Origin of the sequence: Aliihoeflea sp. (assembly GCF_052435475.1) — a bacterium.
Lineage (GTDB): Bacteria > Pseudomonadota > Alphaproteobacteria > Rhizobiales > Rhizobiaceae > Aliihoeflea.
In genome coordinates this window covers 40,636-64,057 of the sequence record NZ_JBQVMV010000007.1, presented here as the reverse complement: position 1 = coordinate 64,057, position 23,422 = coordinate 40,636, and the positions used below count along the sequence as shown (strand labels likewise).

The 23,422-nt window shown below is 59.2% G+C and carries 22 protein-coding genes and 3 pseudogenes; 11 read left to right on the top strand and 14 right to left on the bottom strand.

The genetic code is table 11. The annotated features are described in order from the left end of the window. Positions 1-63 precede the first annotated feature (63 nt). From ACT6QU_RS10305 to ACT6QU_RS10290, 4 genes and pseudogenes are all read right to left on the bottom strand, one after another. Positions 64-672, bottom strand: coding sequence for a class I SAM-dependent methyltransferase (locus tag ACT6QU_RS10305; protein ID WP_024587388.1), 609 nt, complete (start codon positions 670-672; stop codon positions 64-66). A gap of 88 nt (positions 673-760) precedes the next feature. After that, a complete protein-coding gene (locus ACT6QU_RS10300; protein WP_244437424.1) occupies positions 761-1,027 on the bottom strand; it encodes a copper-binding protein in 267 nt (88 codons plus the stop codon). After that, positions 1,004-1,474, bottom strand: a pseudogene (locus ACT6QU_RS10295) (cupredoxin domain-containing protein); the annotation flags it as partial. The pseudogene ACT6QU_RS10295 and the gene ACT6QU_RS10300, both read right to left, overlap by 24 nt. A 216-nt stretch (positions 1,475-1,690) precedes the next feature. Then, positions 1,691-2,014, bottom strand: coding sequence for a hypothetical protein (locus ACT6QU_RS10290; protein ID WP_024587386.1), 324 nt, complete (start codon positions 2,012-2,014; stop codon positions 1,691-1,693). Between the two features lie 383 nt (positions 2,015-2,397). Between ACT6QU_RS10290 and ACT6QU_RS10285 the strand changes: the two genes are divergently transcribed. From ACT6QU_RS10285 to ACT6QU_RS10275, 3 genes are all read left to right on the top strand, one after another. Beyond that, complete coding sequence (locus ACT6QU_RS10285) at positions 2,398-3,507, top strand: porin (RefSeq protein ID WP_024587385.1); 1,110 nt, start codon at positions 2,398-2,400, stop codon at positions 3,505-3,507. Positions 3,508-3,638: 131 nt separating this feature from the next. Beyond that, positions 3,639-4,196 (top strand): ubiquinol-cytochrome c reductase iron-sulfur subunit, encoded by a 558-nt coding sequence (petA, locus tag ACT6QU_RS10280; RefSeq protein ID WP_024587384.1) that lies wholly within the window; start codon positions 3,639-3,641, stop codon positions 4,194-4,196. Positions 4,197-4,202: 6 nt separating this feature from the next. Further along, positions 4,203-4,988 carry a formyl transferase gene (locus ACT6QU_RS10275; RefSeq protein ID WP_444836620.1) on the top strand — a complete coding sequence of 262 codons (786 nt, stop codon included), beginning with the start codon at positions 4,203-4,205 and terminating at the stop codon, positions 4,986-4,988. A gap of 674 nt (positions 4,989-5,662) precedes the next feature. Here the strand turns inward: ACT6QU_RS10275 and ACT6QU_RS10270 are convergent. The 3 genes from ACT6QU_RS10270 to ACT6QU_RS10260 are packed head-to-tail and all read right to left on the bottom strand — an operon-like array spanning position 5,663 to position 6,557. Further along, positions 5,663-6,139, bottom strand: coding sequence for a FixH family protein (locus tag ACT6QU_RS10270; RefSeq protein ID WP_444836619.1), 477 nt, complete (start codon positions 6,137-6,139; stop codon positions 5,663-5,665). Then, the gene (locus tag ACT6QU_RS10265) at positions 6,136-6,393 is read right to left on the bottom strand and encodes a hypothetical protein (protein ID WP_206680589.1); all 258 of its coding nucleotides are present in this window, start codon (positions 6,391-6,393) and stop codon (positions 6,136-6,138) included. The genes ACT6QU_RS10270 and ACT6QU_RS10265 overlap by 4 nt, the downstream gene beginning before the upstream one ends. 23 nt (positions 6,394-6,416) lie before the next feature. Further along, a complete protein-coding gene (locus tag ACT6QU_RS10260; RefSeq protein ID WP_173193769.1) occupies positions 6,417-6,557 on the bottom strand; it encodes a hypothetical protein in 141 nt (46 codons plus the stop codon). 305 nt (positions 6,558-6,862) lie between these two features. On the opposite strand from ACT6QU_RS10260, the gene ACT6QU_RS10255 reads away from it, so the two are divergent. The 3 genes from ACT6QU_RS10255 to ACT6QU_RS10245 all read left to right on the top strand — a co-directional run bounded on the left by ACT6QU_RS10255 (position 6,863) and on the right by ACT6QU_RS10245 (position 8,131). Next, a complete protein-coding gene (locus tag ACT6QU_RS10255) occupies positions 6,863-7,081 on the top strand; it encodes a hypothetical protein (protein ID WP_444836618.1) in 219 nt (72 codons plus the stop codon). Positions 7,082-7,259: 178 nt separating this feature from the next. Next, positions 7,260-7,706: a DUF411 domain-containing protein gene (locus tag ACT6QU_RS10250; protein WP_444836617.1), complete on the top strand. Its 447-nt coding sequence runs from the start codon at positions 7,260-7,262 to the stop codon at positions 7,704-7,706. A gap of 32 nt (positions 7,707-7,738) precedes the next feature. Beyond that, positions 7,739-8,131 carry a c-type cytochrome gene (locus ACT6QU_RS10245; RefSeq protein WP_444836616.1) on the top strand — a complete coding sequence of 131 codons (393 nt, stop codon included), beginning with the start codon at positions 7,739-7,741 and terminating at the stop codon, positions 8,129-8,131. A gap of 6 nt (positions 8,132-8,137) precedes the next feature. On the opposite strand, the gene ACT6QU_RS10240 is transcribed toward ACT6QU_RS10245, so the two are convergent. Next, positions 8,138-8,770: a phosphatase PAP2 family protein gene (locus ACT6QU_RS10240; protein WP_444836615.1), complete on the bottom strand. Its 633-nt coding sequence runs from the start codon at positions 8,768-8,770 to the stop codon at positions 8,138-8,140. 468 nt (positions 8,771-9,238) lie between these two features. Between ACT6QU_RS10240 and copM the strand changes: the two genes are divergently transcribed. The 3 genes from copM (at position 9,239) to ACT6QU_RS10225 (ending at position 12,567) form a co-directional block, all read left to right on the top strand. Next, on the top strand, positions 9,239-9,838 hold the full coding sequence (gene copM / locus ACT6QU_RS10235) for a CopM family metallochaperone (RefSeq protein ID WP_444836614.1): 600 nt from the start codon (positions 9,239-9,241) through the stop codon (positions 9,836-9,838). A gap of 123 nt (positions 9,839-9,961) precedes the next feature. After that, a complete protein-coding gene (gene cueR, locus ACT6QU_RS10230; RefSeq protein ID WP_024587370.1) occupies positions 9,962-10,357 on the top strand; it encodes a Cu(I)-responsive transcriptional regulator in 396 nt (131 codons plus the stop codon). A gap of 137 nt (positions 10,358-10,494) precedes the next feature. Continuing rightward, complete coding sequence (locus tag ACT6QU_RS10225; RefSeq protein ID WP_444836613.1) at positions 10,495-12,567, top strand: heavy metal translocating P-type ATPase; 2,073 nt, start codon at positions 10,495-10,497, stop codon at positions 12,565-12,567. Positions 12,568-12,631: 64 nt separating this feature from the next. Here ACT6QU_RS10225 and ACT6QU_RS10220 read toward each other — a convergent pair whose 3' ends face one another. Continuing rightward, the gene (locus ACT6QU_RS10220; RefSeq protein ID WP_444836612.1) at positions 12,632-13,048 is read right to left on the bottom strand and encodes a DUF7282 domain-containing protein; all 417 of its coding nucleotides are present in this window, start codon (positions 13,046-13,048) and stop codon (positions 12,632-12,634) included. Positions 13,049-13,526: 478 nt separating this feature from the next. On the opposite strand from ACT6QU_RS10220, the gene ACT6QU_RS10215 reads away from it, so the two are divergent. Both ACT6QU_RS10215 and ACT6QU_RS10210 read left to right on the top strand, forming a co-directional pair. Further along, entirely contained in the window at positions 13,527-15,818 is a 2,292-nt protein-coding gene (locus tag ACT6QU_RS10215) for an AAA family ATPase (RefSeq protein WP_444836611.1), read from the top strand. Between the two features lie 233 nt (positions 15,819-16,051). Further along, a pseudogene (locus ACT6QU_RS10210) lies at positions 16,052-16,336 on the top strand (transposase); the annotation flags it as partial. Here the strand turns inward: ACT6QU_RS10210 and ACT6QU_RS10205 are convergent. The 5 genes and pseudogenes from ACT6QU_RS10205 to ACT6QU_RS10185 all read right to left on the bottom strand — a co-directional run. Beyond that, a pseudogene (locus tag ACT6QU_RS10205) lies at positions 16,326-16,723 on the bottom strand (IS110 family transposase); the annotation flags it as partial. The pseudogenes ACT6QU_RS10210 and ACT6QU_RS10205 overlap by 11 nt on opposite strands. 247 nt (positions 16,724-16,970) lie before the next feature. Next, positions 16,971-17,225, bottom strand: a complete 255-nt coding sequence (locus tag ACT6QU_RS10200; RefSeq protein WP_444836610.1) for a hypothetical protein — start codon at positions 17,223-17,225, stop codon at positions 16,971-16,973. A 197-nt stretch (positions 17,226-17,422) separates the two neighbouring features. After that, positions 17,423-18,166: a hypothetical protein gene (locus ACT6QU_RS10195; RefSeq protein WP_444836609.1), complete on the bottom strand. Its 744-nt coding sequence runs from the start codon at positions 18,164-18,166 to the stop codon at positions 17,423-17,425. Next, the gene (locus ACT6QU_RS10190) at positions 18,159-21,503 is read right to left on the bottom strand and encodes a VPA1269 family protein (RefSeq protein ID WP_444836608.1); all 3,345 of its coding nucleotides are present in this window, start codon (positions 21,501-21,503) and stop codon (positions 18,159-18,161) included. Before ACT6QU_RS10190 ends, ACT6QU_RS10195 begins: the two co-directional genes overlap by 8 nt. Next, positions 21,496-22,905, bottom strand: a complete 1,410-nt coding sequence (locus ACT6QU_RS10185; protein WP_444836607.1) for a hypothetical protein — start codon at positions 22,903-22,905, stop codon at positions 21,496-21,498. The genes ACT6QU_RS10190 and ACT6QU_RS10185 overlap by 8 nt, the downstream gene beginning before the upstream one ends. Between the last annotated feature and the right edge of the window lie 517 nt (positions 22,906-23,422).

Here is a 23,422-nt window from a genome sequence, read left to right as displayed (position 1 = left end):
GCCGCGCGAAGGGGTGTTGTGAGTTTCCAACATGAAGAGCTCTGTCCTCTCCGTTGGAAACAGCTACAAGTTGCCCCGAAGCGAATGGCTCGTTTCAGCCCGTCGGCGAAGCCGATAGACCGCTGCAGGAGGAAAGTTGGCAAATGTGCCGCCGATACGTTCCGCCCTTAGCCCGAGGCGGTCCAGTATCAGCGGTGAAACCGGGCACCCCGGGCCGTATGTGAACTGATAGAAGGCCCCGTCCGCCCGCATTTTGCCGAACGCGCTGATGAGGATCGCCAGAACTTGCGGAGATGGTATAGTCAAAAGCGGGAGCCCACTGATGACAGCGCCGGCCGGTCTTCCATCGAAGAGGTCAACCCTCGATAGGCGGGCGGCGTCGATCTGGAAGGTGTGGGCATTCGGATAGTCGCTTTGAAGGGCGATGGCGAAATGGGGTTCGAGCTCGATGAGCGCGAGATCTTGCTGCCTGACGCCGCGACCAGTCAACGCGCGTGTGAATACACCAGTTCCCGGTCCCAGCTCTATCACCGGTCCGGTGGCGGGCGAAATCTCGGAGGTGATAAGCTCGGCTAGTGCACGTCCCGATGGAACGACAGCGGCGACGAGCAAAGGATCACGGAGCCATGATCTGAAAAAGTTGTACGCTTCCGCCAAACGCCGTTGATTCATGGAGGGTGCGCTCGAATAGGGTTCCGATGAGGCATGGGGTGCGCCACCTCCGGTTGCCGGAGGTGGCGTTTTTCGACGGAGAAGTGGGCTATTTCAGGTCGGTGATCGTCAGTCTCCCGCGCACGCGGTCGGCGATGAATTCGATGACATCGCCCTCTTTCATAGTGTCAAGCATTGCCGGATCGGCAACGTTGAAGACCATGGTCATAGCTGGCATGTCGAGGTTCTTGAGTTCCTCGTGGATGACAGTGACTTTTTCCTGCCCGGTCTTCACCTCCTTGACCGTCCCCTTGGTGTATTCCTGCGTCACAGCGACCACGGCAGGCGCTGCGGAGACTTCGACAGTTCCATACATTCCCGACTCGTAATGGCCGGGGATCAGGCACGCGAACTCGAACGTACCCGCATTGGTGAACGTCCAGACAATACTGCCGCTTTCTCCCGCGTCCAACTGAAGGGCGTTGGGGTCGTCATGCTCCATTTCCGGAAACCGCAACATGAGTTCACGGTGTTCGACATTCTTCTCTTTCTCGTCGAGGACGAACTCATGCTTGATCTCCCCGTCATTCACGATATTGAAGCGGATCGTCTGCCCTTGCTCGACCTCCAACGTGTTAGGCTGGAAGAGCATCTCGCCGTCGTCGTTCTCGAACATCGTGACGTCAATCGTCCGTGTGACTTTCGCCTCGTCGCCAGGTTCGCCGACGGCCATGTCGTTATGACCGCCGGAGTGTCCGGGGGACGCGGCGGCAAGGCTGGCGGAAAGCAACAGGATCGCTGCCGTCGCATATGCTGTCTTCATCGGTACTATCTCCGTTGAGTGGCGGATTGATTGCGCGGCAGGATGCCCGGAAGATCATCGCCAGCGCTCAGTTGCTGGTCATGCGAATGTCGATAACGGCATCCCGCAAGCGCTCATCCCGTTGAGGGCGGACATCCAGTTTTCAAAGGGTTTCGGGGGCGTTCCCGGCCTGGCCTCTCCAGAAGCTGGATTCGCGGCAGGAAGCACCCCACGACGCTATCGGCCGCTGCGAAGGTCCCACTCGGTCACCTGAGGACCGTAGTTTCCGTACGGACGGTGCGGCTGGTGATTGCTGTTGACCCCGGTATCGATCGAAGCCGTCGTGCGGGTATCGATCGCACCGCTGATATCGGCATGGCTGCCGGCATGGTCGCCGCGGACCTGGCGTCCGGGAGCGCCGTAGTGCTTGGGCTTGGAATCGTGGCCGGTGCGGACGACCGGTGGGTTGTAATCGAGCCCGTAGACAGGGGCTTCCTGAGCGGTGGCGATGCCCGAGGCGCTGAGGCTCAGGGCGATAGCGATGATCGTGAGACGGTACATTGTTTTTGCCTTTCTTTGATGCCTGGCGCGGAGGGAGGATGCGCCTGGGACGCCGGATCGCCCGGCGTTGAAAAGCAGATTGCATGCCGGAATTTGACGGCGTTTGACGCCAACCTTACATTTCTGGAAACAAAGCAAATCTAGCGTGTCTTCAGCGCGCGTCACCTTACGGTGGTCGATATCGCGCCATTTCACGCCAAAACCGTTGATCGTGCGTTGCGGAATGGCAACACCCCCGGATCGCAGCGCACCTGTGGGCAGTTCCTTACACTGATGTAAATTCGCTGCAAGGCGGGTGACAAGTGCACACGGCCAAGTCCCACTTGACGCGGTTCTTTTTCGATCTGCGTCGTGATTTTCAACCCCTATCTGGAGGTGGGACCATGAATACCAAACTCCTGCTCGGCACAGCTGCCGCGCTTGTCGGCGTCTCCCAGGCGCAAGCCGCTGACGCGGTCGTCTATGCAGAGCCCGAACCCGTCGAATATGTGCGTGTCTGCGACATGTATGGTGCCGGCTTCTTCTATATCCCCGGAACCGAAACCTGCCTCTCGATCGGGGGCTACGTCTGGTACCAGGTCGGTGCCGAGAGCCGAGACGTGGGTGACACGCCGCCCCTCACTTTCCACCCCGGCAGCGCCACCACGGAAGGCTGGTACAAGAGCGTGCGCACCCGCGTCAATTTCGACGCACGTTCCGACACCGAATGGGGCACGCTCCGCGGCTACGTCCGTGTCGAAGCCAACTGGAACGGCACCAATGGAATCGGTGGCGGCAGCGATGGTCCCGCCTTTATGGATCAGGCTTTCCTGGAACTCGGCGGCTTTCGCGCGGGCTATACGGAGTCCGCCTGGACTGCCACCCAGTCCGGCGGCGTATCCAACTTCCCCGGCACCCATTCGTGGGGTGGACTCGGCTACGGCTACCAGCAGCGGCCGCTGATTTCTTACACGCATACGTTCGGCCCTGGATACTTTGCGACTTTGTCGCTTGAAGACGATGCCTTGGCTGGCGGCGGTTACACCCCCGATGTGGTTGCCAAGATTGGCGTCAATCAAGGCTGGGGCGGCGTATGGGGCCAGTTCGGCTATGACGAGCACTTCCAGGGGACGGACGGATATGCCGCCAAGCTCGGCATGCAACTGAACATGCCGAACAGCCCCGGCTCGTCGCTCCGCCTCGTGGGATCGTACTCCAACAACGCGAACATCTACGCTACCGGGCAGTTCGACGCGATTAGCGCCGAATGGTCGGCCCTTGCATCCTATAGGCACCAGTTCACCGAGGATCTCTCGGTGTCCGTTGGCGGTCACTACTACCGCAACCTGCACGACGGCCTGCTCACGACCGATCTCGACGCCTTCGTGACCGAGATTTCGACCGTATGGACACCGGTGACAAATTTCGCGATCACCAACGAAATCGCTTACAGCAAGATCGATGGCCTCGGCGGGACGACGTCCGGCTTCCTTCGCGTCCAGCGTTACTTCTAGCGCCTGCCAAGGCGGGCGGTCGGCCCGCCCGCCTTGGAATCGTCGCCATGCAGTGGCGATATGAATGTGGCACTGTTCGCTGAGGCGTCTGCCGGATCCGGCTGATTTGTTAGCGGAAAGGAAGGTGACGCATGGTAAAAGATGAGCAGTCCGGTCGGCGGGATTTCCTTTACATCGCTACAGGCATGACGGCGGCAGTCGGAGCGGCGTTGGCTTCATGGCCGTTCATCGACCAAATGCGTCCCGACGCATCCACGCTTGCCGTTGCCACGATCGACATCGACATCAGCGGCATCGAACAAGGCATGTCGGTCACGGCGAAATGGCGCGGGCGTCCGGTTTTTGTCAGAAACAGGACGTCTGCGGAAATTGAGGCGTCCCTGGAGACACCGATCGACTCGCTAAAGGATCCTTTGGCCCGCAACGCCAATCTCGGTGAAGATGCGCCCGCCACGGACGCTGCCCGGTCGGCCGGGGAAGGACGGGACGGTTGGATCATCATGATCGGGGTGTGCACCCATCTAGGGTGTATCCCGCTCGGCCAGGCTGGGGACTTTGGCGGCTGGTTCTGTCCCTGCCATGGATCGCATTACGACACCGCCGGGCGCATACGGACGGGGCCGGCCCCCGAGAACCTCGCCATTCCCCCGTTCGAGTTCATCTCGGATACGGTCGTCCGGATCGGGTGACTCGTCATGGCAGCGGCAGAACTCGGCTCGATCCGCATTTGCGTCGTCACCGGCGGAGGTTCGGAGGCCTGGTCGGTCATAAACCACCTCGCGGATCATGGCGCGGCGGTATCCGTAATCGTCGAAAAAAGGGAGCCGAAGCGCTTGATGCTCCGGCGGCGGCTCCGCTTGTGCGGACCGCGGGCGGCGGCGGGCCAATTCATCGCGATGTGCGCGCTATCGGCCGCGCGTATTTTGGTTGCCCCACGCATATCGGAGGTTTTCGCGCGGGGCGGCGCGGATATCCGACGTCGCCCGGAGTACGCCGTGATCGACGTCGAGACGGTAAACAGCCTAGAAACGACCTCGGCGATAACCCAGCTCTCGCCGCATGTGATTCTGTGCATGGGATGCCGCTTGATGTCGCGGTCCACGATCGATCAGATCGCCGCGCCCTTGCTCAACCTTCACCCGGCGATCTTGCCGCAATACCGTGGGCACCATGGCGGCTACTGGGCCCTCGCCTCGGGGGACGGCGGCAATTTCGGATGCACAGTGCACTTCGTCGACACCGGGGCCGACACGGGCACGATCGTCCGGCAGGTTCGCGGACGCCCCCTGCCGGGTGACACCATACTGACCTACCACGCCCGACTGGCGCTTCTCGCCGCCCCTTTGGCCGTTTTGGCAGTCAAGGATGTCGTCGAGCGCCGTGTCCCCAGATGCCCGGACATCCAGCCTCCCGGAGCGCACCGCTATCAGCCGTCTCCCGCGCAATACCTGAAGGGCGGCTTCAAGCGCGGCGTCTGGTGATCTTGCGTTAGTCCCCCGGGGGCATCTACCGACGAAATTGACGAGAGCGGTTCGGTGGCCGGAGATGAATGCGATCTACCAGTTCAGAGGTTTGTCATGGGTGTTTGGGATCGCGCGCGAAGCGCTTATCGGGGTTCCCCGGAGGGATTGCGAAGGGCGCTGGCTCCGATCGCCGCACGCGTGCCGCACAAGCTCAAATATGGAAAGACATTTAGCGATTGGTCCGACGACATCCGGCGATCCTGGCAGGATCCTGCATTCGCCGTCGAGCGGACAGAGCGACAACTGCGCAACCTCCTGGTCAAGGCGCAGCGTGGAAGCCCCTACTGGCAGGACGTTATCACAGATCGGAACGTTCAGGCCTTCACCCTCGATGACCTGGCGGACCTTCCCATCACGACGAAGGACACGCTTTCGGCCGCCGGTGGGGCCGCTTGCGTTGACGGAGGACGCGGTCTCGTCAGGGCGACGACCAGCGGTTCCAACGGAGAGCCGCCTTTCGAGTTCTTCGTGGACGCCGATCGCAGCGTCCGCGAATACGCATTCGTCACGTCGGCATGGTCAAAGGCAGGCTTCCGACCGGGCGACGCGCGGGCGGTCCTGAGCGGGTTCACCTTGAAGGGAGGCCGTGCTTTCTTGTGGGACAAGGCCTTGGCGGAGCTGCGGCTGGCGGTTTACCCGCTCGAACGGGACCATGTCGCTGTGATGGCTGCCGAAATCAGACGACGCCAGGTCAGGTTTATCCATGGATATCCGTCGGCTATCGAGATCTTCTGCCGGCATCTGGTCTCCATCGACCCAGACCTCGGATCCACCATCCAAGGCGGGAGACGCCAGTTGCCTTCCATCATGAAGTCGGCGCGAAAGCGGTAGCGCCCGTCGCCAAGTTCCTCGACCGGCTGCAGGGTGGCGGTCATCGCCGCCATTCCGTCGGGAGCCATGTCCAGCCGGAGAGCGTAGACGACCGCAGCTTCGACCGGTTCTCCGTCGGCATCGACGAGTCTCAGCGTCACCGGCGTGTCGCCCACCATCGCGGTGGCCTCGACGATTTCGAACGTGTAGTCGCTGGCAGCGGCGAGGAGCGACGGGATCGGGAATGTTGCCCCGGCAAAGCCCGCGCTTGCAGCCAGGAGGGCGAGCGGTTTTTTCATCGCGTGTCCTCGCCGACGCTCGTTTGCGGTGGAGACTGGACCTTCATGCACAGCCCCAGCGCGCACAACGCCGCGCAGGGCAGGGCACCCAACAAGAATGGGGCAAGACCGGCGGCCGCGAGCCAATTCCAGTTAAGGGCGACGCCCGTTGCGGTGGCGACAACTCCCGCGACCATAGGCCACCGTGGGCGCAGGCGCAGCGAACCGTGGCCGCCTGCGGCAGGCGCGGGCCGGTGATATTCGATCATTTTCATGGGTCTCTTTCCCGAGAGCGCGTCTAGCGCCGTGTTCCGTCGCGCAGATACTTGACCAGTGCTGCGGCAACGAGGACGAGGACGATGAAGGCGAGAAGCCAGAAGGCGCTCATTCCCCACATCATCATGCCCATGCCGCCATCCATTCCGTTCATGTCCATCATGTGAATGTTCCTTGCGGAGCGCAGCCGCACTCGGCGCGCCAAATCCCAGCTTTTGTCCACCGACGCGAGCGTTCGGCTCGGCGCGTCAGGGAACTCACTCGATCAACCGGATGATGCCAACCGCGAAACCCGGACCCGAAGGAACAGCGATTTCGTCGAAGGAAACTTTCGGCGATTCAGACCATCAGGCAGAGCGACGGGGAGGGAACGGGTCGGGCGTACGGGCGATGCCGAACGAAATCGGGGCAGGGGTGAGATCGTGCGAAACGCGCGGCGAGGGATCGGCTTCGGCGGCTTGGAAAAGGATGGCCGCACAGGCCGAAGCGCACGCCGTCATGCAGGACGGTTCGGACATTCCGGCGACATCGTTGCAGTCGTCGCATGCCGCCATGTCCATCGCCATCATGGACGATGTGCCCATGTCGACGGACATCGATGCTGCGGCTCCAGGCTGCACGGAGGCCGCCGCCGCGAACGCGACGACGAGAAACAGGAGCAGGGATCTGGTCCAGTTGCGCATTTGACGACGCTAGCCCAAGGCGACGATGCTGTCCATCGCTCCGAGCCTGCCTTACAAATATGTAAGGTGGAGCGGGATTGACCTCATGGGCGGACTGCCGCACTCCTGAATGGAGTGCCCTTGGGCGGGGTGCGTTCCATACGGGCCCACGTATCCTTGCCCATAGAGAGACGGAGACAATCATGGCAATTCGCAAACTCATGCTAACCCTCGCGGCCGCCGGCGCGGTGCTGGCCGGAACCCCCGCGATGGCGGCCGTCCTGGAGGTCTATAAGACGCCGTGGTGCGGTTGCTGCACCGCCTGGGCTGAGGCGTTTCGCGCCGCCGGCTACGACGTTCAATTGACGGACATGGAAGACCTGACCGACGTTCGTGAAGAAGCGGGCGTTGCCGAAGAGCTCCAGGGCTGCCACACGGCCGAAATCGAAGGATACTTTGTGGAAGGTCACGTGCCGCTCGAAGCGGTCGCGAAGCTTCTCGAGGAACGCCCCGCCATCCGCGGATTGGCCGTGCCGGGGATGCCGTCCGGCTCCCTCGGTATGGGCGATGATCCGGAAGCGGCCTATGACGTCGTTGCGGTCGATAACGACGGACGTACGTCCATCTACATGAGTGTCGGCAAGCGGTGAACCCGGCCCTTTGTCGGGTCGCTATCCTGGCAATGGCGGCTTTCGCCACCGGATCGTCGCTCGTCCTCGGTCCGCTTCTTCTGGAACGGCGACACCTCCAGACGGGCCGTGAGGTCTACGCGGCTCATTGCGCATCCTGTCACGGAACCAATCTGGAAGGCCAACCGAACTGGCAGGTCCGGAGCGCGGATGGCCTGCTGCCCGCCCCGCCGCACGATGAAGACGGCCATACCTGGCATCATGATCGGGAGCTTCTTGTGGCGATAACGAAATACGGCGTCGCTGAAGCGGCCGACCTCGAAGATTATCGCTCTGCCATGCCTGCCTTCGACGATGTTCTGGATGACGGCGAGATCGAAGCCGTCATCGACTGGATCGCCTCCACCTGGCCAATCGAAATCCGAACGCGTTGGGAACATCGCTAAGAGCGCCTATCCGCGCGACGCGGCTTTGCCGAAACCGAATGCCAGTCTATAGGCTGCAGAAATCCAGATCACCGCGTACAGCCATCCCGCGAGAATGTCCGACGGCCAGTGCGTTCCGAGGAAGACCCTGCTCACGCCGATTGCGAGCACGATGGCCAAGACGATCGCAAGCATCACTCGCCGAAGGTTCAGGTCACGGGGCTCCCACAAGACGAGTATCGTCGAGGCGAGAAGAAGCGACAGCACGGCGTGGCCGCTCGGGAAACTCGTGGCCGCCATCTCGTCAGACCCCGGAAGGTGGTGCGGCTTCGCCATCGCGAAGGCTGCCTTCATGACGTAGGCAAGGGCCGCGCCGCCTGCCAAGGCCACAAATGCGAACCAGGCGCGGGACAGCTCTTTGCGAACGAGGAGGATGGCGACGAGCATCGCCGATATGGGGACAACGAAACGCGGACTCCCGAGAGCCGTGAACATCCAAGCCAGCCAGAAAAAGATGCCGGACCCATCGCGCGCGCCGTCCGGCGTGCCGAGTTCCATGAGCAGCAAGCGGTCAATTGCGTGAAAGTCGACCAGAAATGCGACGGAAAGAAGCGCCAGCAGCACCGCCGCCCAAGGGATGCATCGGTCGAAATGGGGCATGAGGGATCGGCGGGGCAGCATCCTGCGTCCACTAATCGAAATTGCCTAACGCGCCGTTTCGAACCTCACCGAATGGCGGGCGGGACTTGTCGCTGGGCCTCCCCTACCCATATGCAACGGACGATCCTGCGGTCGGTTGACGCAAGCCGGGTGGGCGCAGGTAACGGCGGCTCCGTTGTCATTTCTAGAACCTCGGACCGAATGGTGAACCTTTGAGACGAGCGATCCGACACATTCCCGGCGTGCAGGCGGTATTTTGCGCCCTCATCGTCCTGGCGTTCACTATGGTACCGGTCGTCGGGATGGCGGGGTCAGCAACACCCATGGGATCAGCGGTACATTCCGGTTGCGACCAACACCATTCGTCGCAGGACGAAACTGGCCTGCGCCTTTGCAGCATGTCCGTCTGTCACCCCGGCGTGGCGGCGATGCCTGTATCCATGTCTCGTTCGAAGCCGCGATACGTGCATGATTTCGGCCTTCTTCGCGAAGGAACGGGCATTCTCCCGGAACTCGAGCTGCCGCCGCCCCGGTCCGCAATCTGAACCCCTTTCAACAGTCAGTTCAGATTTACGGAGAATTCCGATGAAACACTTCGCTTCAATTCTTGCGGCCGCGGTCGCCGCTGTGTCGCTCTCGAACGTCGCCCTCGCGCAGGAGGATGGCAACGCCTTCAAGCTTCCCGAACAATGTTCGGCTGCGGATAGCGCATCGATGGGTCATTCCGGAATGGGTCAGATGTCCGGTGGCTCTTCCGTAGGCGGGATGGGCGCGATGATGGACATGGGCAACATGGATATGGACGCGATGCCCGAGCATGTCCGCGAAAACATGCAGAAGATGATGCAGACCATGCCCGCGATGCACGAAGGGATGATGAACGAGAACCCGAACGTCGCCTTCGCGTGCGGGATGATCGCACATCACCAGGGCGCGATCGACATGGCCGAAGTGATGCTCGAGCATGGTGACGACGAGCAGTTGCGGACGTTGGCCGAAACGATCATCGAAGCCCAGAAAGCGGAAATCGCAGACATGACGAGCTGGTTGGCCGAAAACGCCAACTAACTCGTCCCCCTTCCGCGCGGCCCGAATGCCGCGCGGAAGCCTTGTGCCGCATCTTTGTGCTTGAGCTTCCATCTGCTGGAAGGACCATCGTTCGATCCCACGATCTTGCCAGGGAACCAAGCAATCAACATCGGAGCCGCTTCGCGCCAGTCGGGCCTGCCGTCGAAGACGATCAGATACTATGAGGAGATCGGTCTTCTGACGGCGGATCGTGCCTTGAACGGATACCGGGACTATTCGACGGAGGACGTCCATCGGCTCCGCTTCCTGCAAAGGGCCAGGGGCCTCGGTTTCTCGGTTGAGGAGTGCAGGGAGCTGCTTTCGCTCTATTCCGACCGCGAGCGCGCCAGTTCCGACGTCAAGGCGATCGCCAAGGAGAAGCTTGCCGAGATCGACCGAAAAATCGAGGAATTGACGGGGCTGCGGTTGATGCTCGGCCATCTCGTCGACAATTGTCACGGCGACGCACGGCCGGACTGTCCGATCATCGACGGATTGTCCGGACGGTTCGAGCACTGATGGCCGAACCTCGGACAAGCATCGGGGCCTGCCGAGATGCCGATGCACGATGATACGCGAAAATTCACGCCTTGACCTTCCAGCGGCGGTAAGGGGCACGCTCACGAAGTTGCACGAACTTCGCGGAAGGACCAGCCATGGTTTCCGATCATACCCACGCGAAACATGACGACGATCAACACACTAAAGATCGGCCGCCGGAACAGGCTGTCGCCGCCGCGACCACCGGACACGATCATGCTGGCCACGGGATGATGGTTGATGATTTCCGCCGCCGCTTTTGGGTATCTTTGCTGCTGACGCTACCGATCCTCTTCCTGTCTCCAATGATCCGGCACTGGATGGGCTTGGGAGCGACGTCTGCGTTCCCGGGCGATGGCGCAATCCTGTTCCTGTTGTCGACGGCAGTCTATCTCTACGGCGGCTGGCCGTTTTTGTCGGGCTTCGCTCGGGAACTGCGCAGCGGACGGCCGGGAATGATGACCCTCGTCGCCATGGCAATCTCCGTCGCCTATTTCTATTCGGCTGCCGTCACCTTCGGCGTCCCCGGCATGTCGTTCTACTGGGAACTGGCGACGCTGATCACGATCATGCTGCTCGGTCACTGGCTGGAGATGCGGTCAGTCTTGGGCGCGTCGCGCGCGCTCGAAGCGCTGGTCAGGCTCTTGCCTGACACCGCCACCCGAATGGATGCCGATGGCACCGGACGGGAAGTCCCCATCAGCAGCTTGTCGCCGGGCGACAGGGTACTGGTCCGCCCGGGAGGGAAGGTGCCGGTCGACGGGCGGCTCGTCGAAGGCGTATCCTCTTTCAATGAATCGATGCTGACGGGCGAGTCCCTTCCCGTGCCGAAGCGGGCAGGCGACGTTGCGATCGGAGGGGCGATCAACGGCGCGGGTGCGGTAACGATCGAGGTTACGGCGACCGGCGGCGCGACCTACCTCGCGCAGGTCATCGACATGGTGAGGAAGGCCCAGGCCAGCCGCTCACGCAGCCAGGACATCGCCAACCGCGCCGCTGGTTGGCTTACCTATATCGCCCTCACGGTGGGCTTTGCCTCGTTCGGCTACTGGACTCTGGTCGGCCAGAGTTGGGAGTTCGCGATCGAACGGATGGTGACCGTCATGGTGATCGCCTGTCCGCATGCGCTGGGGCTGGCCGTTCCATTGGTCGTCGCGGTCAGCACCTCCCTCAGTGCCGGCAACGGTCTTCTGATACGGGATCGGGCGGCCTTCGAGCGGGCCCGCAATCTCGACGCGGTCGTCTTCGACAAGACCGGCACGTTGACCGAAGGCCGGTTCGGCGTCAGCGATATCGTTCCTCTGACGTCCATTACTGAAGATGAAGCCCTCGCGCTTGCGGCTTCGGTCGAAAGCCGATCGGAACACCCCATCGCGCACGGCATCGTCACGACCGCGCGCGAGCGAGGCCTGTCGATCCCACGCTCAGACGACGTGCTGAACATCACGGGCGAAGGCATCGCAGCGAATGTCGGGGGAAGAGAGATCGTCATCGCAAGTCCCGGCCATCTGGAACGCAACGGACACGGCGTTAGCCACCCGGCTTTGGCCGCTCTGGAGGCAAAGGGCAAGACGGTCGTCGTTCTCGCCGTCGACGGCGTGCCGAGCGCCCTGTTCGCCATGGCCGATGTCGTACGGCCGGAATCGGCGCAAGCGATACGGCAACTTCGATCTCTGGGCATCCGGCCCATCATGCTGACCGGGGACGCTGAAGGCGTCGCGCATTCGGTTTCGGCCGAACTTGGGATCGAGGAGTATTACGCCGAAGTCTTGCCGGACCAGAAAGCGGCAAAGATCGCCTCGCTCAGGCGCGACGGTCGACGGGTCGCGATGGTCGGTGACGGTGTGAACGACGCGCCCGCGCTGGTCGAAGCCGATCTCGGCATCGCAATCGGAGCTGGAACGGATGTGGCCGTCGAGTCCGCGGACGTCGTCCTCGTGCGCAGCGACCCGAGGGACGTCGCCGCGATACTCGGGCTGTCCCGAGCCACCTATCGGAAGATGGTTCAAAATCTCATCTGGGCGACAGGATACAACGCGGTCGCCATTCCGATGGCGGCCGGGATCACCTTCGGCACCGGGTTCTTGATGACGCCCGCCGTCGGGGCGGTCTTCATGTCGCTCAGCACCATCATCGTCGCCTTCAATGCCCAGTTGCTCCGGTTCTATCGCGGAAACAGTGGCAACTAAGACCGGCGACTAACCCGCTGGCAGGGAACGGAGCGGACACCGCAGGGTGCCCGCTCCGGATGACTTACATGCCGCCGACTTTGAAGGGCAGCGCGTAGGCCGTGTTGTCCGGACGCATTCCGGGCGTGTCGACGTCCGTCATGCCCTCGGCGAAATCATATGTGTCGTTGTCGTTGGTCTCGTAGTGGATCATCGCAACGTAATCGGTGCCTTCCATCGCTCCGCCTTCGATCTCGACGGAAACGTTTTCGCTGTCTCCAGCAGGCACGGCCGTATGTCCGATCGACGCCGGGATGACGGCTTCGCCGCTCTCGACCGCATGGATCACCACGTAGCCGTCCTTGTCGATCTTGACTGCCGGGAAGACCACCGAATTGCCTTCGATCGTTGCCCCTTCGACGTCGATGTTGAGGTGGTCGGCGTGGGCCACTGCCGGCACGGCGGCAATCGCGGTGACGAGTGCAATCTTGATAAGGTTCATGGAATTTTCTCCCTTTCGTTTGACCGCGCAGATACGAGCTAATGAGCGAGAAAGTTTCAGAGCCGGAAGGTTGAGAACAAGGGGCTAGGTCGGATGCAAGTCGCGGTGTCACGCTTACCGATACCGGAACTGTCAGCTTTCAGGGCAGTCCAGCTTGAAAGCCGACTGACAGGAAACCACCCCAGATTAGCCGTTCGCAGCTCACGAAGGGGACGCAGGAAGCGGTTAGGCAGGAAGCGACCCCACTCGAGCCGTTAAGTTGGATACTGTCGCGCGCTGCAAGTTGACACTGGGAGCGGACCGACGGCTCTGCAGAACTTGACACTGGGAAAGCCAGTGGACCCAAGTTCTGAAAAGCACGTAAGACTACGAATTATTTGTGTGCTCCAACATCCTGCGGATCACCCTTGCCTATTTGGTGCACTTCTAGGCAATTATTATTAGACTGACTCGGTGCTTTGTGGGGGACGCTGCCGGTATGATCGACCATATTCAACTTCTAAGGAATGTCGGCCAATTCGATAATCTCAACCCTCCGGCGCAGACGGCGCTCTCGCCTTTCACCTTGATCTACGGCGAAAACGCTCGCGGCAAGACCACACTGGCGGCGGTGCTGCGGTCTTTAGCGACCGGCAATCCCAGGCTTGTTCTCGAGCGCCACCGCCTCGGCGCACAGCATCCGCCACACGTGGTGTTTCGCCACGCCGGAGGAGCCGCCGTTTTCCAGAACGGGGCTTGGTCACACCCGCTGCCCGATGTTGCGATCTTCGATGATGCTTTCGTATCAGCAAATGTCTGTTCTGGAATCGAACTTCAAACGGCGCACCGCCAAAAACTGCATGAGCTGATCCTGGGGGCGCAGGGCGTTGCGCTCAGCGACGCGCTGCAGGGGCATGTTGCCCGAATCGAGGAACACAACGTTGCCCTGCGCCAGCTCGCCGAAGCGATACCTCCCGGTGCCCTTGGCCCTTACAAGGTTGACGCCTTCTGCGATCTCGAAGCTGACGCGGAGATAGACCGGAAGATTCAGGAAGCGGAGCGACGGCTGGCTGCGGCCAGATCGGCCGATGCGATACGGCAACGACCGGGATTTCAGGCGATCCGCCTCCCGGATTTCGACATTGACGGCATCGATGGCGTCCTGAGGCGCACTCTTGCCGATCTTGAAGCCGCGGCCGCCGAGCGTGTGCGCAGCCACATCGGCAAGCTGGGGCGTGGCGGTGAAAACTGGGTATCCGAGGGCATGGCGCTTATTGCGCCCGCCTCGGAAGGATACGAAGGGGAGGTCTGCCCGTTCTGCGCCCAAGGCCTCGCGGGTTCCGACCTGATCGCTCACTACCGCGCTTATTTCAGCCAAGCGTATGAGGATCTAAAGGCCACCATACGGCAGACCGGAATCGGCGTCCGCGATGCCCATGGCGGTGACATACCTACCGCCTTCGAGCGGGACGTGCGTACAGCCGCGCAGGCGCATGAGTTCTGGAAGGACTTCGCAGAGCTGCCGGCAATCGACATCGATACTGCGGCAGTAGCCCGGCAGTGGAATGCCGCCCGCGAGGCAGTCCTCGAACAGCTTCGCGCAAAGGCCGCTTCGCCCTTGGAAGCGATGACGCTCACACAGGAAACACGGCAGTCTATCCAAGACTATCGAGCGTGCGTCGCCGAGGTGGCGGCGCTTTCCGAGCGTCTGGTCGGTGCCAACGCCCGGCTGGACGTTGTCAAAGAGCAAGCTGCCGCAGACGACCTTTCTGCATTGCGCACCGACCTCGCCAAACTGAATGCGCAGAAAGCGCGATTCGAGCCGGAAGTATCGCCTCACTGTGCGAACTATCTGACAGAGAAGGCGGCGAAAAAGGCAACCGAGGCGCTGCGAGCGCAGGCCCGCGCAGCCCTCGACCAGTATCGGCAGCAGATTTTCCCTGCATTTGAGGCGGCGATCAACGACTACCTGCGCCGTTTTGGCGCGTCGTTTCGCCTGGGGGAAGTGCAGTCGGTCAACAACAGGTCGGGTTCGTCGGTATCCTACGTCGTCGTCATCAATCAGCAGAATGTGGATGTCACGGCCGACGCAGGCCCGTCCTTCAGAAACACCCTAAGCGCGGGAGATCGAAATACGCTCGCCCTCGCTTTCTTTTTCGCATCGCTGGAACAGGACCCGAATTTGGCGAACAAGATCGTCGTAATAGACGATCCGATGACAAGCCTTGACGACCATCGCACTTTGCGAACCCGCGAGGAAATCATGGCGTTAGCCGCAAGGGTTCGCCAGGTGATTGTGCTCTCACATTCAAAGCCCTTCTTGTGCAGCCTTTGGGAGCGGGCTGACAGAAACGGTTCCGTCGCCCTGAGGATCAACAGGGCAGCGGTCGGCTCTGAAATCACCGTTTGGGATGTTCGTAGCGACAGTATTTCCGAGCACGACAAGCGCCATGAACTCGTCCGAGGGTACCTACAGGTTGCCAATCCCGCACGGGAACGCGAGGTAGCACAGTCCTTAAGGCCGATACTGGAATCGTTCATGCGTGTGGCGTATCCGGAGCAGTTTCCGCCGGGTACGCTTCTTGGACCGTTCATTGGGATATGCGACCAGCGCGTCGGTGGGCCTAACGAAATACTCTCGACGGCTGATATCGCCGAACTCAGACTGTTGCTCAACTACGCCAATCGGTTTCACCACGACTCCAACCCGGCCTGGCAGACCGCTGCGATCAGCGATGCAGAGCTATCCGACTTCTCACAGCGGACGCTGATCTTCGCGTCGCGGCGCTAGCGCAGTTGCCCAGTAGATTGGCCCAGCCATAGTCCGCTTACACAATTTTTCTCTTGTAAGCCGCCATTCCGCTCCCAACCCCATTGCCGAAGTCCGAAGCCAGCCCAGTAATAGACCGGTCGAAAATCGAGGTGACGTCCCTGGGCATGGTGTAGCTGGGGAGCGCAGTGGTCATCGGCGCTTTCCGGTAGGGTCTGGTTATCGACACCAACCCCTATCCGAAAGGACCACCGATGACCGACGACATGATGAACCTGCGCGCGCTCGTGGAGAAGAGCGCGGATGCCGATCTCTTGCGCGAGATGATCGGCTTCGCCGTCGAGCGGCTGATGGAGATGGAGGTGGGCGCGGCCACTGGCGCTGCCTGGGGCGAGAAGTCGCCACTCAGGACGGCCCAGCGCAATGGCTACCGCGACTGGGACTGGGAGACGCGCGCCGGCACCGTCGAGCTGCGCATTCCCAAGCTCAGGAAGGGCTCCTACTTCCCGGGCTTCCTGGAGCCGCGCGAGTGCACTGACGGTTCAGCATCAACCGGACTCGGTGCAGCATCATCACACTTTCCTGCTCGGGCGACTTAACCGGCACAAAGCGCATGGTGGGTCGTCACGGCCTCACAGTTCGCCTCTGCGTCGGCTGCAGCATTCTTCTGTCGCTTCAGATAGGGCTTACGTACTGTGCCGGCAGCAGCCGCATATCACGACCGCGTGCGATCAGCTCGCGAGCCCAATAATGCGAAGAGCTGCCGGCCTCGATCCCCACCAGGCATCGCGGCAGGCTCTCAAAGAAGGTGAGCACACGCACTCGCGTAAGTTTCTGACGAACGACAACCTCGCCAGCAGAATCCACTGCGTGGACCTGAAATACTTCGCGATATCCAGACCGATTGTCGTGATGTTGCTCGTCATGGTGCTCCTCCAGCTCTAATCCCGCGATCATACCGCAGGGAGGGAGGAGAGCCGTCCACCGCATCATCTACGGACTGTCCACATCTGGGCGAAAACTGGAAAAAAAATGATTGGCGTACGCCCCCCGGTGGACGGCCCACCGTCGGTGTAAAGTAGCTGTTCAGCTGGTCCAAATCAGTCGCTAGGACGGCACCGCCTTATGGCCGGAAGCGATGCGGCGCAAGCAGCTGGATGGGCGGTGACCGACCTATAACTCGTCATCTTCCTCATCATCGAGATGGTGCCGAGGGGCCGAGCGGAACAGTGCAATTGCTTTTCTAGCTTGGTCGATCGCTATCTCAGCTTCTCGCAACCTCCCGGACAAACCGGTCTCATCCACCAGCACACCTCGCCCGTCGGTACGGGGCGACGCGGAGAGGGTGCTAACGGCCGAGTACCAGCTATTCAAAAATTTGTCCGTAGCTTGTTGCTGCAGTATCAGTGCTTCCGTATTGGCATCCATTTTCATTTCTCGCGAGATGTTGAAACGTAGACAGTTAAGCGGTCCGGGATGGAAGCGCTGCCGATAGGCGATAACAAGCTTTGAAGCTCCCGCGATTCAATCCGATAGACGACAATACTCTCAGCAGCGATTATTTTGTGCTTGTTTATCGGCGATCGCGCCACCAAGTCTCAAGTCTGGATCAACAAAGGTATCTGCTAACCGAGTCCGGAAACTTGGCGAAGTGCAGCCAACTCTTCTGGATATATTAAATCCATTCCCGCGCCGGCTTGCTGGATGATGCGGCCATTCCGGTTCTCCAAATCGAAAAGATCGAGGACGCGGTCGTCATCCAGTCTGGCACACAAGTTCCTCAGCAACGAGCGATCAACGATTTCTTCCTGACGCTGATCATCTGAAAACAGGGCGGTTGAGGAAATTGCGGGAAGGTTCTGGATGGCCTGTTTCAGGATGGAAAGTTCTTCTGCAGCCATTCGCCACTCTTCAAGCCTCAGTCTCAGGAACGATCGTGAATTCTCGTCTCGAATAGAATTGAGCGCTCTCTCCACCAGCGCCGCACGATCTGAACGTGTCTTGACCCGTCCGACCGCCAGTTCTGCTTCGCGCAGTTTGACGTAGCGCTGAAATTCAGGGTTCTTTCGAATGGTGACTGCTGTGGGGCCTGTCCACGTAGATCCAAGGCCCTCCGATCTCTGGCGCAAGCGTATATAGGCTTCGATCATGCGGGAATTCAGTTTCCGCAGGGGTGGCATCCAGGATGGTTCGTCAGTGCCCATGGTCTGGGCCACTCGGTATGCTTCACCGGAAATCAAAGCTGTACAGGCTGCTTCCAACCTTTTCAGAGTGCCGATCTGGCGCTCACCGCCCCCGCGACTTGCATCGTCATGGAGCTTCTTAAAGAGCCGTTCGGCATCCAGTTGAGTTTTGGAGGCCTCAGCCATGTGCCAGCCTGGAGAGGGACTCATGCACCACCTGATCCCCCTCGAGCGTCATCAGCCCTCGGACAAGCTTCTCGAGCTCTTCTGGTGCCCACTGCTGCTCCACGATCGCGTTTCCCACCCGAATGTAGGAATCGCTTTCGCTTTCCGACAGTCTTGAAGCGACGGGATAACCCTGCGAATTGGCAAACTCGCGTATCCAGCTCTTCCAACGGAGTTCAACGTCTGACGGCAAATCCATGATCGAACTCGGCATGATCACCGTGTCAACCATCATGGCGTGCATCAGCTCGAATTCATGAACAACCTCTAGACAGGAAATTGCAGTATCTCGATCAAAATCTGCATTCATCGGCAGGACCAAGTTCGAGGCAGACGAGTGCTGCTCTTCCGCACGCTTTATTAAGCCCTCGCAAATGCGAATGACCTTTAGTTCAGACTCCCATTCCTCCTTTAGATTGTGTTGCAACAGCAAGTCTCTATCTCTGATGCGCCGTAGTTCGACTGAACGCTCACCGGTTAAGCGCTCCTTCTCCTCAATCTTCTTTCCAAGATCGGCCATTTTGTTCAAGGTTGAGTGGTATTCGTACATCAGCATGTTGGCTCGCGCACGAAGCCCTTCAATGAAGTGCGGGCCAGTTATCCGGTACCGACACTTTGAGCATGCATTTGGTCTCCAGACCGGGGCGTACTTACTTCCGGCGATGCGGTTACCGCCTTCCATGCAGTTCATAACCGGACATAACCCGTGCATGAAAAGTATGTGATGACCGGAGCGGTAATCTGATGACATGACCAATTCGACGCCGGTACGCTGAATCTCGTCATCGGGAAAGACGGCGCTTTCGGCCAATTTCTCGAGTTCGCGACCCTTCCCGATAGCGATTTCTTCGTTTTCGAGCCGTTCGTACCCTGCGATTAGTGTCTCACGCACCCTCCTTAGTCGGAGGACACGGTAATATCGGGACATTTGGGGCGAGGCATGCCCGGCTAGGGCAACGATTACGTCTTCATCAGCACCGGCCTCATAGAGCAGCGTGATGAGCGAGGCCCGCATCGAGTGAAGGTCAAAAAAGGCCTTGTCGTCGGCGAACAAGGGATAATCATAACCCAGCTTCTCGTTGACGATCGGCTGGCAGTGCTTCAAGAGCGCCTTGAAATAGGTTAACAGGCGGCTCTCGGATATTGGCATCTGCAAAGGATCATCGGGCCAGCGGAACAGCGGTGCGACCAGTTCGAAGAGAGTTTCATCTACATAGTCGTCGGTCGTGTCAGATTGGCGCGCAAGCACGAGACGCTTCAGAGGGTTGTACTTCATTTGCAGATCGCGCAGTTGCACAAGGGACGCAGCGAGCCGCTCTGGTATGAACGGGACTGGGATGACACCTCCCGTTTTGTTAGTGTTGATGAAAATACCGAGCACCTTGTCGTCATCGTGCCCCATATCATAAATTCTTAAGCATCCCTCGCTTCGGTCTTTGGTTGCCGTTTCAAGGGGATTGGCTAGACGATCAAGGTTTTTGATGTCTATCAGGTACTCATCTCCCTCCCCACTATCGAGGAATCGGGTGTTTTTGTTCCGAGTGCCGAAATGCAAGATGACATCGAGCGCGATCGGAACGGCGGGCCAGAATAGTCTCTTCATGCGCCCGGTAGTGGGATCCTTCAATTTGATCCAGTGGCTATTCCGATCCAAATTTCGCGCAAAAGCGTAGTTGTCCTTTCGGTTCTCTTCGATGAGAATTCTCCAAGCCTCTAAGCTCAGAGCAGGTCGGTGGGTGTGATTTGACTTGGGCTTCGGTGGCACGATCTGGTCGATTGTCGGATCGAAAGGATTAGTAAGATCTGCTGCAAAGCCGTCGCGGCGGGCGGCGATGGACCACAAGTCGCGCATTTCCTTGATGGCTTCGCGACAGATGTTGCGTGCATGCTCTGAGAAATGCTTGGCTAGGAAATGTACGAAAGTACCGCCCTCACCTTCGAGAAAATCGTTGACGTGTGACCTGCGGTTTATATCTCTGAATGTCTTCGGCGCAGCATCGAGCGGCAAAGACTGAATGTATATTAGCCACGGATTCGAGTTGTTAACTGTCGATCGCAGCGCTTTCTTTCGTACCAAGGGCAGTAACTCTCGAAGTTGTTCGGCCCAATCCCTGACGTGATCCTCCACTTCAGTAACCGGTCGTCCAAGGCACCGTTCGGCCAACTGCGTATTGCGCGGTTTAGGGTTGAAGACCCAATCGTATGCTTTCGCACCCGATTTTGCCAAACGCTTCTGCATCGTGAAGAACGGAGCAAACTTATCATGTGCGATGTCCAAGCAGAAATGGTCCATGGCGAGACGGTAAAGAGCATTAACCGATGACGAGTGTATTTGTGAGCCCGAGTGCTGCGTCCATTCCTTCAAGCGCATTAGGGGCTCGGGATCGAAATCGTCATGCTGCCAGACGTTGCTCGAGATCTGCGAGATGGCTAAGCAATTTAACACCATCGTCGCACTTGTGTGGCGGGATAGCTCCTGAAGACCGATGACCTGGTCAACCAAAGCCCGATGACGCGAAGGCATAAGGGAGCGCAATACTACCGGCATCAGGCGCGGTGGTAGAAGGTTTCGGATAGGACCCAAAAACTTTGCAGGCAACGCCCAGATGCCCTGCGATGCCAAGTACATCGCAAACCATGAAGGTCCGTACTCTCGTCCGGTGCCGCGACCGGATTTTCCGTCTTTTCCGGTCGCTTGCTGCTCGAAAAGGCAATCGGCAAGCTCCCGCTCAAGCTGAGCAAGATAACCTCCGACGTCAGTGACACTCCTGACATCGCTCTTTAATTTCGCCCAACCGAACGTTCCAGTCTGTGCGAAGCGCAGGTAATCGTCGATCGATTTGCTGTCTGTGACAAGCTTCTCGACAATCTGTACCTGTTCCATTAGGGGCATTTCGTATATCTGGGCCGCCGACGACAACTTGGCTGGTCCGCGTCGGCCTGCTGCCGAAAATTCAGCACGCCGCCCGGCGAGGATTTTCGAAACGGCAGGTCGATTCACGTTAACAAAGTTGTTAAGCCCACCATCCGCAATCAGACCGTACGCGATTCCTTGCCGCTCACCATCTTGCTCTGACCGCAGTTGCTGACCGCCATATTTGCCTTTGTACTCCTCAAACGGCATCGAAAATAGCGTGAGAATCTCAGAAGTGAGAGTCTTCATGAATCGGTTAAGCAGGCTGTTGAGTTCTTTGGGGCTTGGAACTCGGATCATGACAGCTGTTTCCGACGCGTTGACGTAGGTGCCGGTGCCGCTGTCGGACCGTCGCAAGTTCCGTTCCGACTGATACTCAACCATTTGCAAGCCTCGCCATTGCTGATTTCAGCGTTGCGTTGCACTCGGATGCCCGGCGACCGTAGTCGTCCAGGCTGTCTTCGCGAACGTAACGCATCATGATTTGTTGATCTGATCGGGACATCTTCAGCTTTTTGTCGGCGTACCACTTGTAGAAGTGCCGAAGGCCATGGATTGAAGCGCCGGGCAGCGAGGGCGATATGCCGACCCGCTTGATTGCTCGGGCAAAGGCCTTTTCGCAGGCACCAATCGACAGCGGTTCACCGTCAACCGAATTGACGTACAAATACGGATGTCGCTTGGTAACGCCGAATGAAATTCGCTTGAGCAACATGGTTTGGACTAGAGTCGCGAACTCCATTGCACGCGAATCTTTGACCCAATACACCCAAGAAAGTACAAGGGGAGAGAAATACAAAAATCCCTTGTGCCCGGCGCGTTTCTTTTTCTTTTGATGCAGGCGTGGCGACAATTTGTATGCTCTATAGAGATAATCTATTCTTTTTTCTGAGAAATGCGAAGCGTCGCCGTTGTAGCCGCACAAAGTCGGATGTGCCAAAATAACAAATGGCAGTCCGCCCATTTCGACATCGCCAAATGTCGAGCTCATATGACCGGGAAGTACGTCTTGGACGAAGAGTGTCAGTCCCTCGCTCAGGCGAACCCCGCCGAATGCAAGCAGTATCCATAGCGCACGGAACGTCAGGTTTTTCTCATTTTCGATGATCGCGTCGATCTGCCCGGCATTTAGGGAAGTCGTGCCGCGGAGCCGACCTCCTTGTTTGCGCTTAGCAGTCAGATGCGTGCCGAAATGCCTGCCGGCTCCTGAGTTTAGGACGTTCTTGTCATTGAGACGATCGACGATATCCAAATGTGCCAACAGCCGATCGGGACGATAGCCATACGGGCTTGGTGGACCCGCGAGCGAAGCGTCAACGATGCCATCGAAAAGCAGCCGGTCATTCGGATGATGGACCTTTTGATACCGCGCAAATTTCTCAATTGCGTGCAGTTCCATTTTGGCGACTTCCGGGCTGGCGCGTTCCCAGGGGCAGATGTCGGCAAGGTCTTCTTCGCTTTGCGGCAACGTACGAAAAGCAGCGAATCTTGACAGGACGCGCATTGCCGACGCCCGATCCGCTATAGCTCCCGGCGCAGCGTTGACTTGAAATTCATGAAGCCTTCCCAAGCTTCGGGCGTCTCTGGTCAAGGTCGTTAGTGAAAAGCCTCGATGCGCGCCGTTAACGAGATACTTGTTCAGGACCTGCGGAAAGTACGGCTGGCCGTCGATCGTCAAGAAGATCAACGGGACATTCGCGATCAGCTGTCTCTTCTGGCTCTTTGCGCCGTCAATGGCCAAAGGCACGCATACGATCGAGAATGCTCTCTCCCAAGTCCTTACCATGTCGACCTCTATCGAAGTGATAGACGTCCTTAACGCTTATTATTTCAGATAGCAATAGAAAAGAAAATCAATACTAAGTTTCCGGAGAAGAATACTATTAGAAAATCAATATAACAACCTCACAACATGAGATGCGCGCAGGCTAATTGTCTATGAGAAAATTAGCTGCGAGTACGAATGAAGGCCTATTCCGCTAGAGCCGGCCTCGTCATATCTAGCTACTTGAATGGCGTCGCCTCCTCGCCGCACGAAGCCAGGCGATTTGGCCCTCGAGCAAGAATTCAGCTGTAACCGCCCTCGTGCTCAGCTCACCTCGCCGACAAAAGCTGGGCGGAGGTTCCGTCCGCCTCTAATGCGGTCGTCGAAAGCGCTGAAACCTGAGAAGCAAGCTTGGGGTGCAAAAGTGCTGCGGTGACACTCCCAAAGAGGGCGGCGTCATGTCCCCGTTCTGGGCGCTAACCTCTGTCATCGTCTATACCGTAATGCACGGAACTCATCTGCTGCGGCGAGCTTGGTT

Excerpts from the sequence above, each read along its gene's own strand:
- ACT6QU_RS10305 (WP_024587388.1), bottom strand. The coding sequence starts at position 672 with ATGAATCAACGGCGTTTGGCGGAAGCGTACAACTTTTTCAGATCATGG.
- ACT6QU_RS10300 (WP_244437424.1), bottom strand. The coding sequence starts at position 1,027 with ATGTATGGAACTGTCGAAGTCTCCGCAGCGCCTGCCGTGGTCGCTGTG.
- ACT6QU_RS10290 (WP_024587386.1), bottom strand. The coding sequence starts at position 2,014 with ATGTACCGTCTCACGATCATCGCTATCGCCCTGAGCCTCAGCGCCTCG.
- ACT6QU_RS10285 (WP_024587385.1), top strand. The coding sequence starts at position 2,398 with ATGAATACCAAACTCCTGCTCGGCACAGCTGCCGCGCTTGTCGGCGTC.
- petA (WP_024587384.1), top strand. The coding sequence starts at position 3,639 with ATGGTAAAAGATGAGCAGTCCGGTCGGCGGGATTTCCTTTACATCGCT.
- ACT6QU_RS10275 (WP_444836620.1), top strand. The coding sequence starts at position 4,203 with ATGGCAGCGGCAGAACTCGGCTCGATCCGCATTTGCGTCGTCACCGGC.
- ACT6QU_RS10270 (WP_444836619.1), bottom strand. The coding sequence starts at position 6,139 with ATGAAAAAACCGCTCGCCCTCCTGGCTGCAAGCGCGGGCTTTGCCGGG.
- ACT6QU_RS10265 (WP_206680589.1), bottom strand. The coding sequence starts at position 6,393 with ATGAAAATGATCGAATATCACCGGCCCGCGCCTGCCGCAGGCGGCCAC.
- ACT6QU_RS10260 (WP_173193769.1), bottom strand. The coding sequence starts at position 6,557 with ATGATGGACATGAACGGAATGGATGGCGGCATGGGCATGATGATGTGG.
- ACT6QU_RS10255 (WP_444836618.1), top strand. The coding sequence starts at position 6,863 with ATGGCCGCACAGGCCGAAGCGCACGCCGTCATGCAGGACGGTTCGGAC.
- ACT6QU_RS10250 (WP_444836617.1), top strand. The coding sequence starts at position 7,260 with ATGGCAATTCGCAAACTCATGCTAACCCTCGCGGCCGCCGGCGCGGTG.
- ACT6QU_RS10245 (WP_444836616.1), top strand. The coding sequence starts at position 7,739 with ATGGCGGCTTTCGCCACCGGATCGTCGCTCGTCCTCGGTCCGCTTCTT.
- ACT6QU_RS10240 (WP_444836615.1), bottom strand. The coding sequence starts at position 8,770 with ATGCCCCATTTCGACCGATGCATCCCTTGGGCGGCGGTGCTGCTGGCG.
- copM (WP_444836614.1), top strand. The coding sequence starts at position 9,239 with ATGATTTCGGCCTTCTTCGCGAAGGAACGGGCATTCTCCCGGAACTCG.
- ACT6QU_RS10225 (WP_444836613.1), top strand. The coding sequence starts at position 10,495 with ATGGTTTCCGATCATACCCACGCGAAACATGACGACGATCAACACACT.
- ACT6QU_RS10220 (WP_444836612.1), bottom strand. The coding sequence starts at position 13,048 with ATGAACCTTATCAAGATTGCACTCGTCACCGCGATTGCCGCCGTGCCG.
- ACT6QU_RS10215 (WP_444836611.1), top strand. The coding sequence starts at position 13,527 with ATGATCGACCATATTCAACTTCTAAGGAATGTCGGCCAATTCGATAAT.
- ACT6QU_RS10200 (WP_444836610.1), bottom strand. The coding sequence starts at position 17,225 with ATGGATGCCAATACGGAAGCACTGATACTGCAGCAACAAGCTACGGAC.
- ACT6QU_RS10195 (WP_444836609.1), bottom strand. The coding sequence starts at position 18,166 with ATGGCTGAGGCCTCCAAAACTCAACTGGATGCCGAACGGCTCTTTAAG.
- ACT6QU_RS10190 (WP_444836608.1), bottom strand. The coding sequence starts at position 21,503 with ATGGTTGAGTATCAGTCGGAACGGAACTTGCGACGGTCCGACAGCGGC.
- ACT6QU_RS10185 (WP_444836607.1), bottom strand. The coding sequence starts at position 22,905 with ATGGTAAGGACTTGGGAGAGAGCATTCTCGATCGTATGCGTGCCTTTG.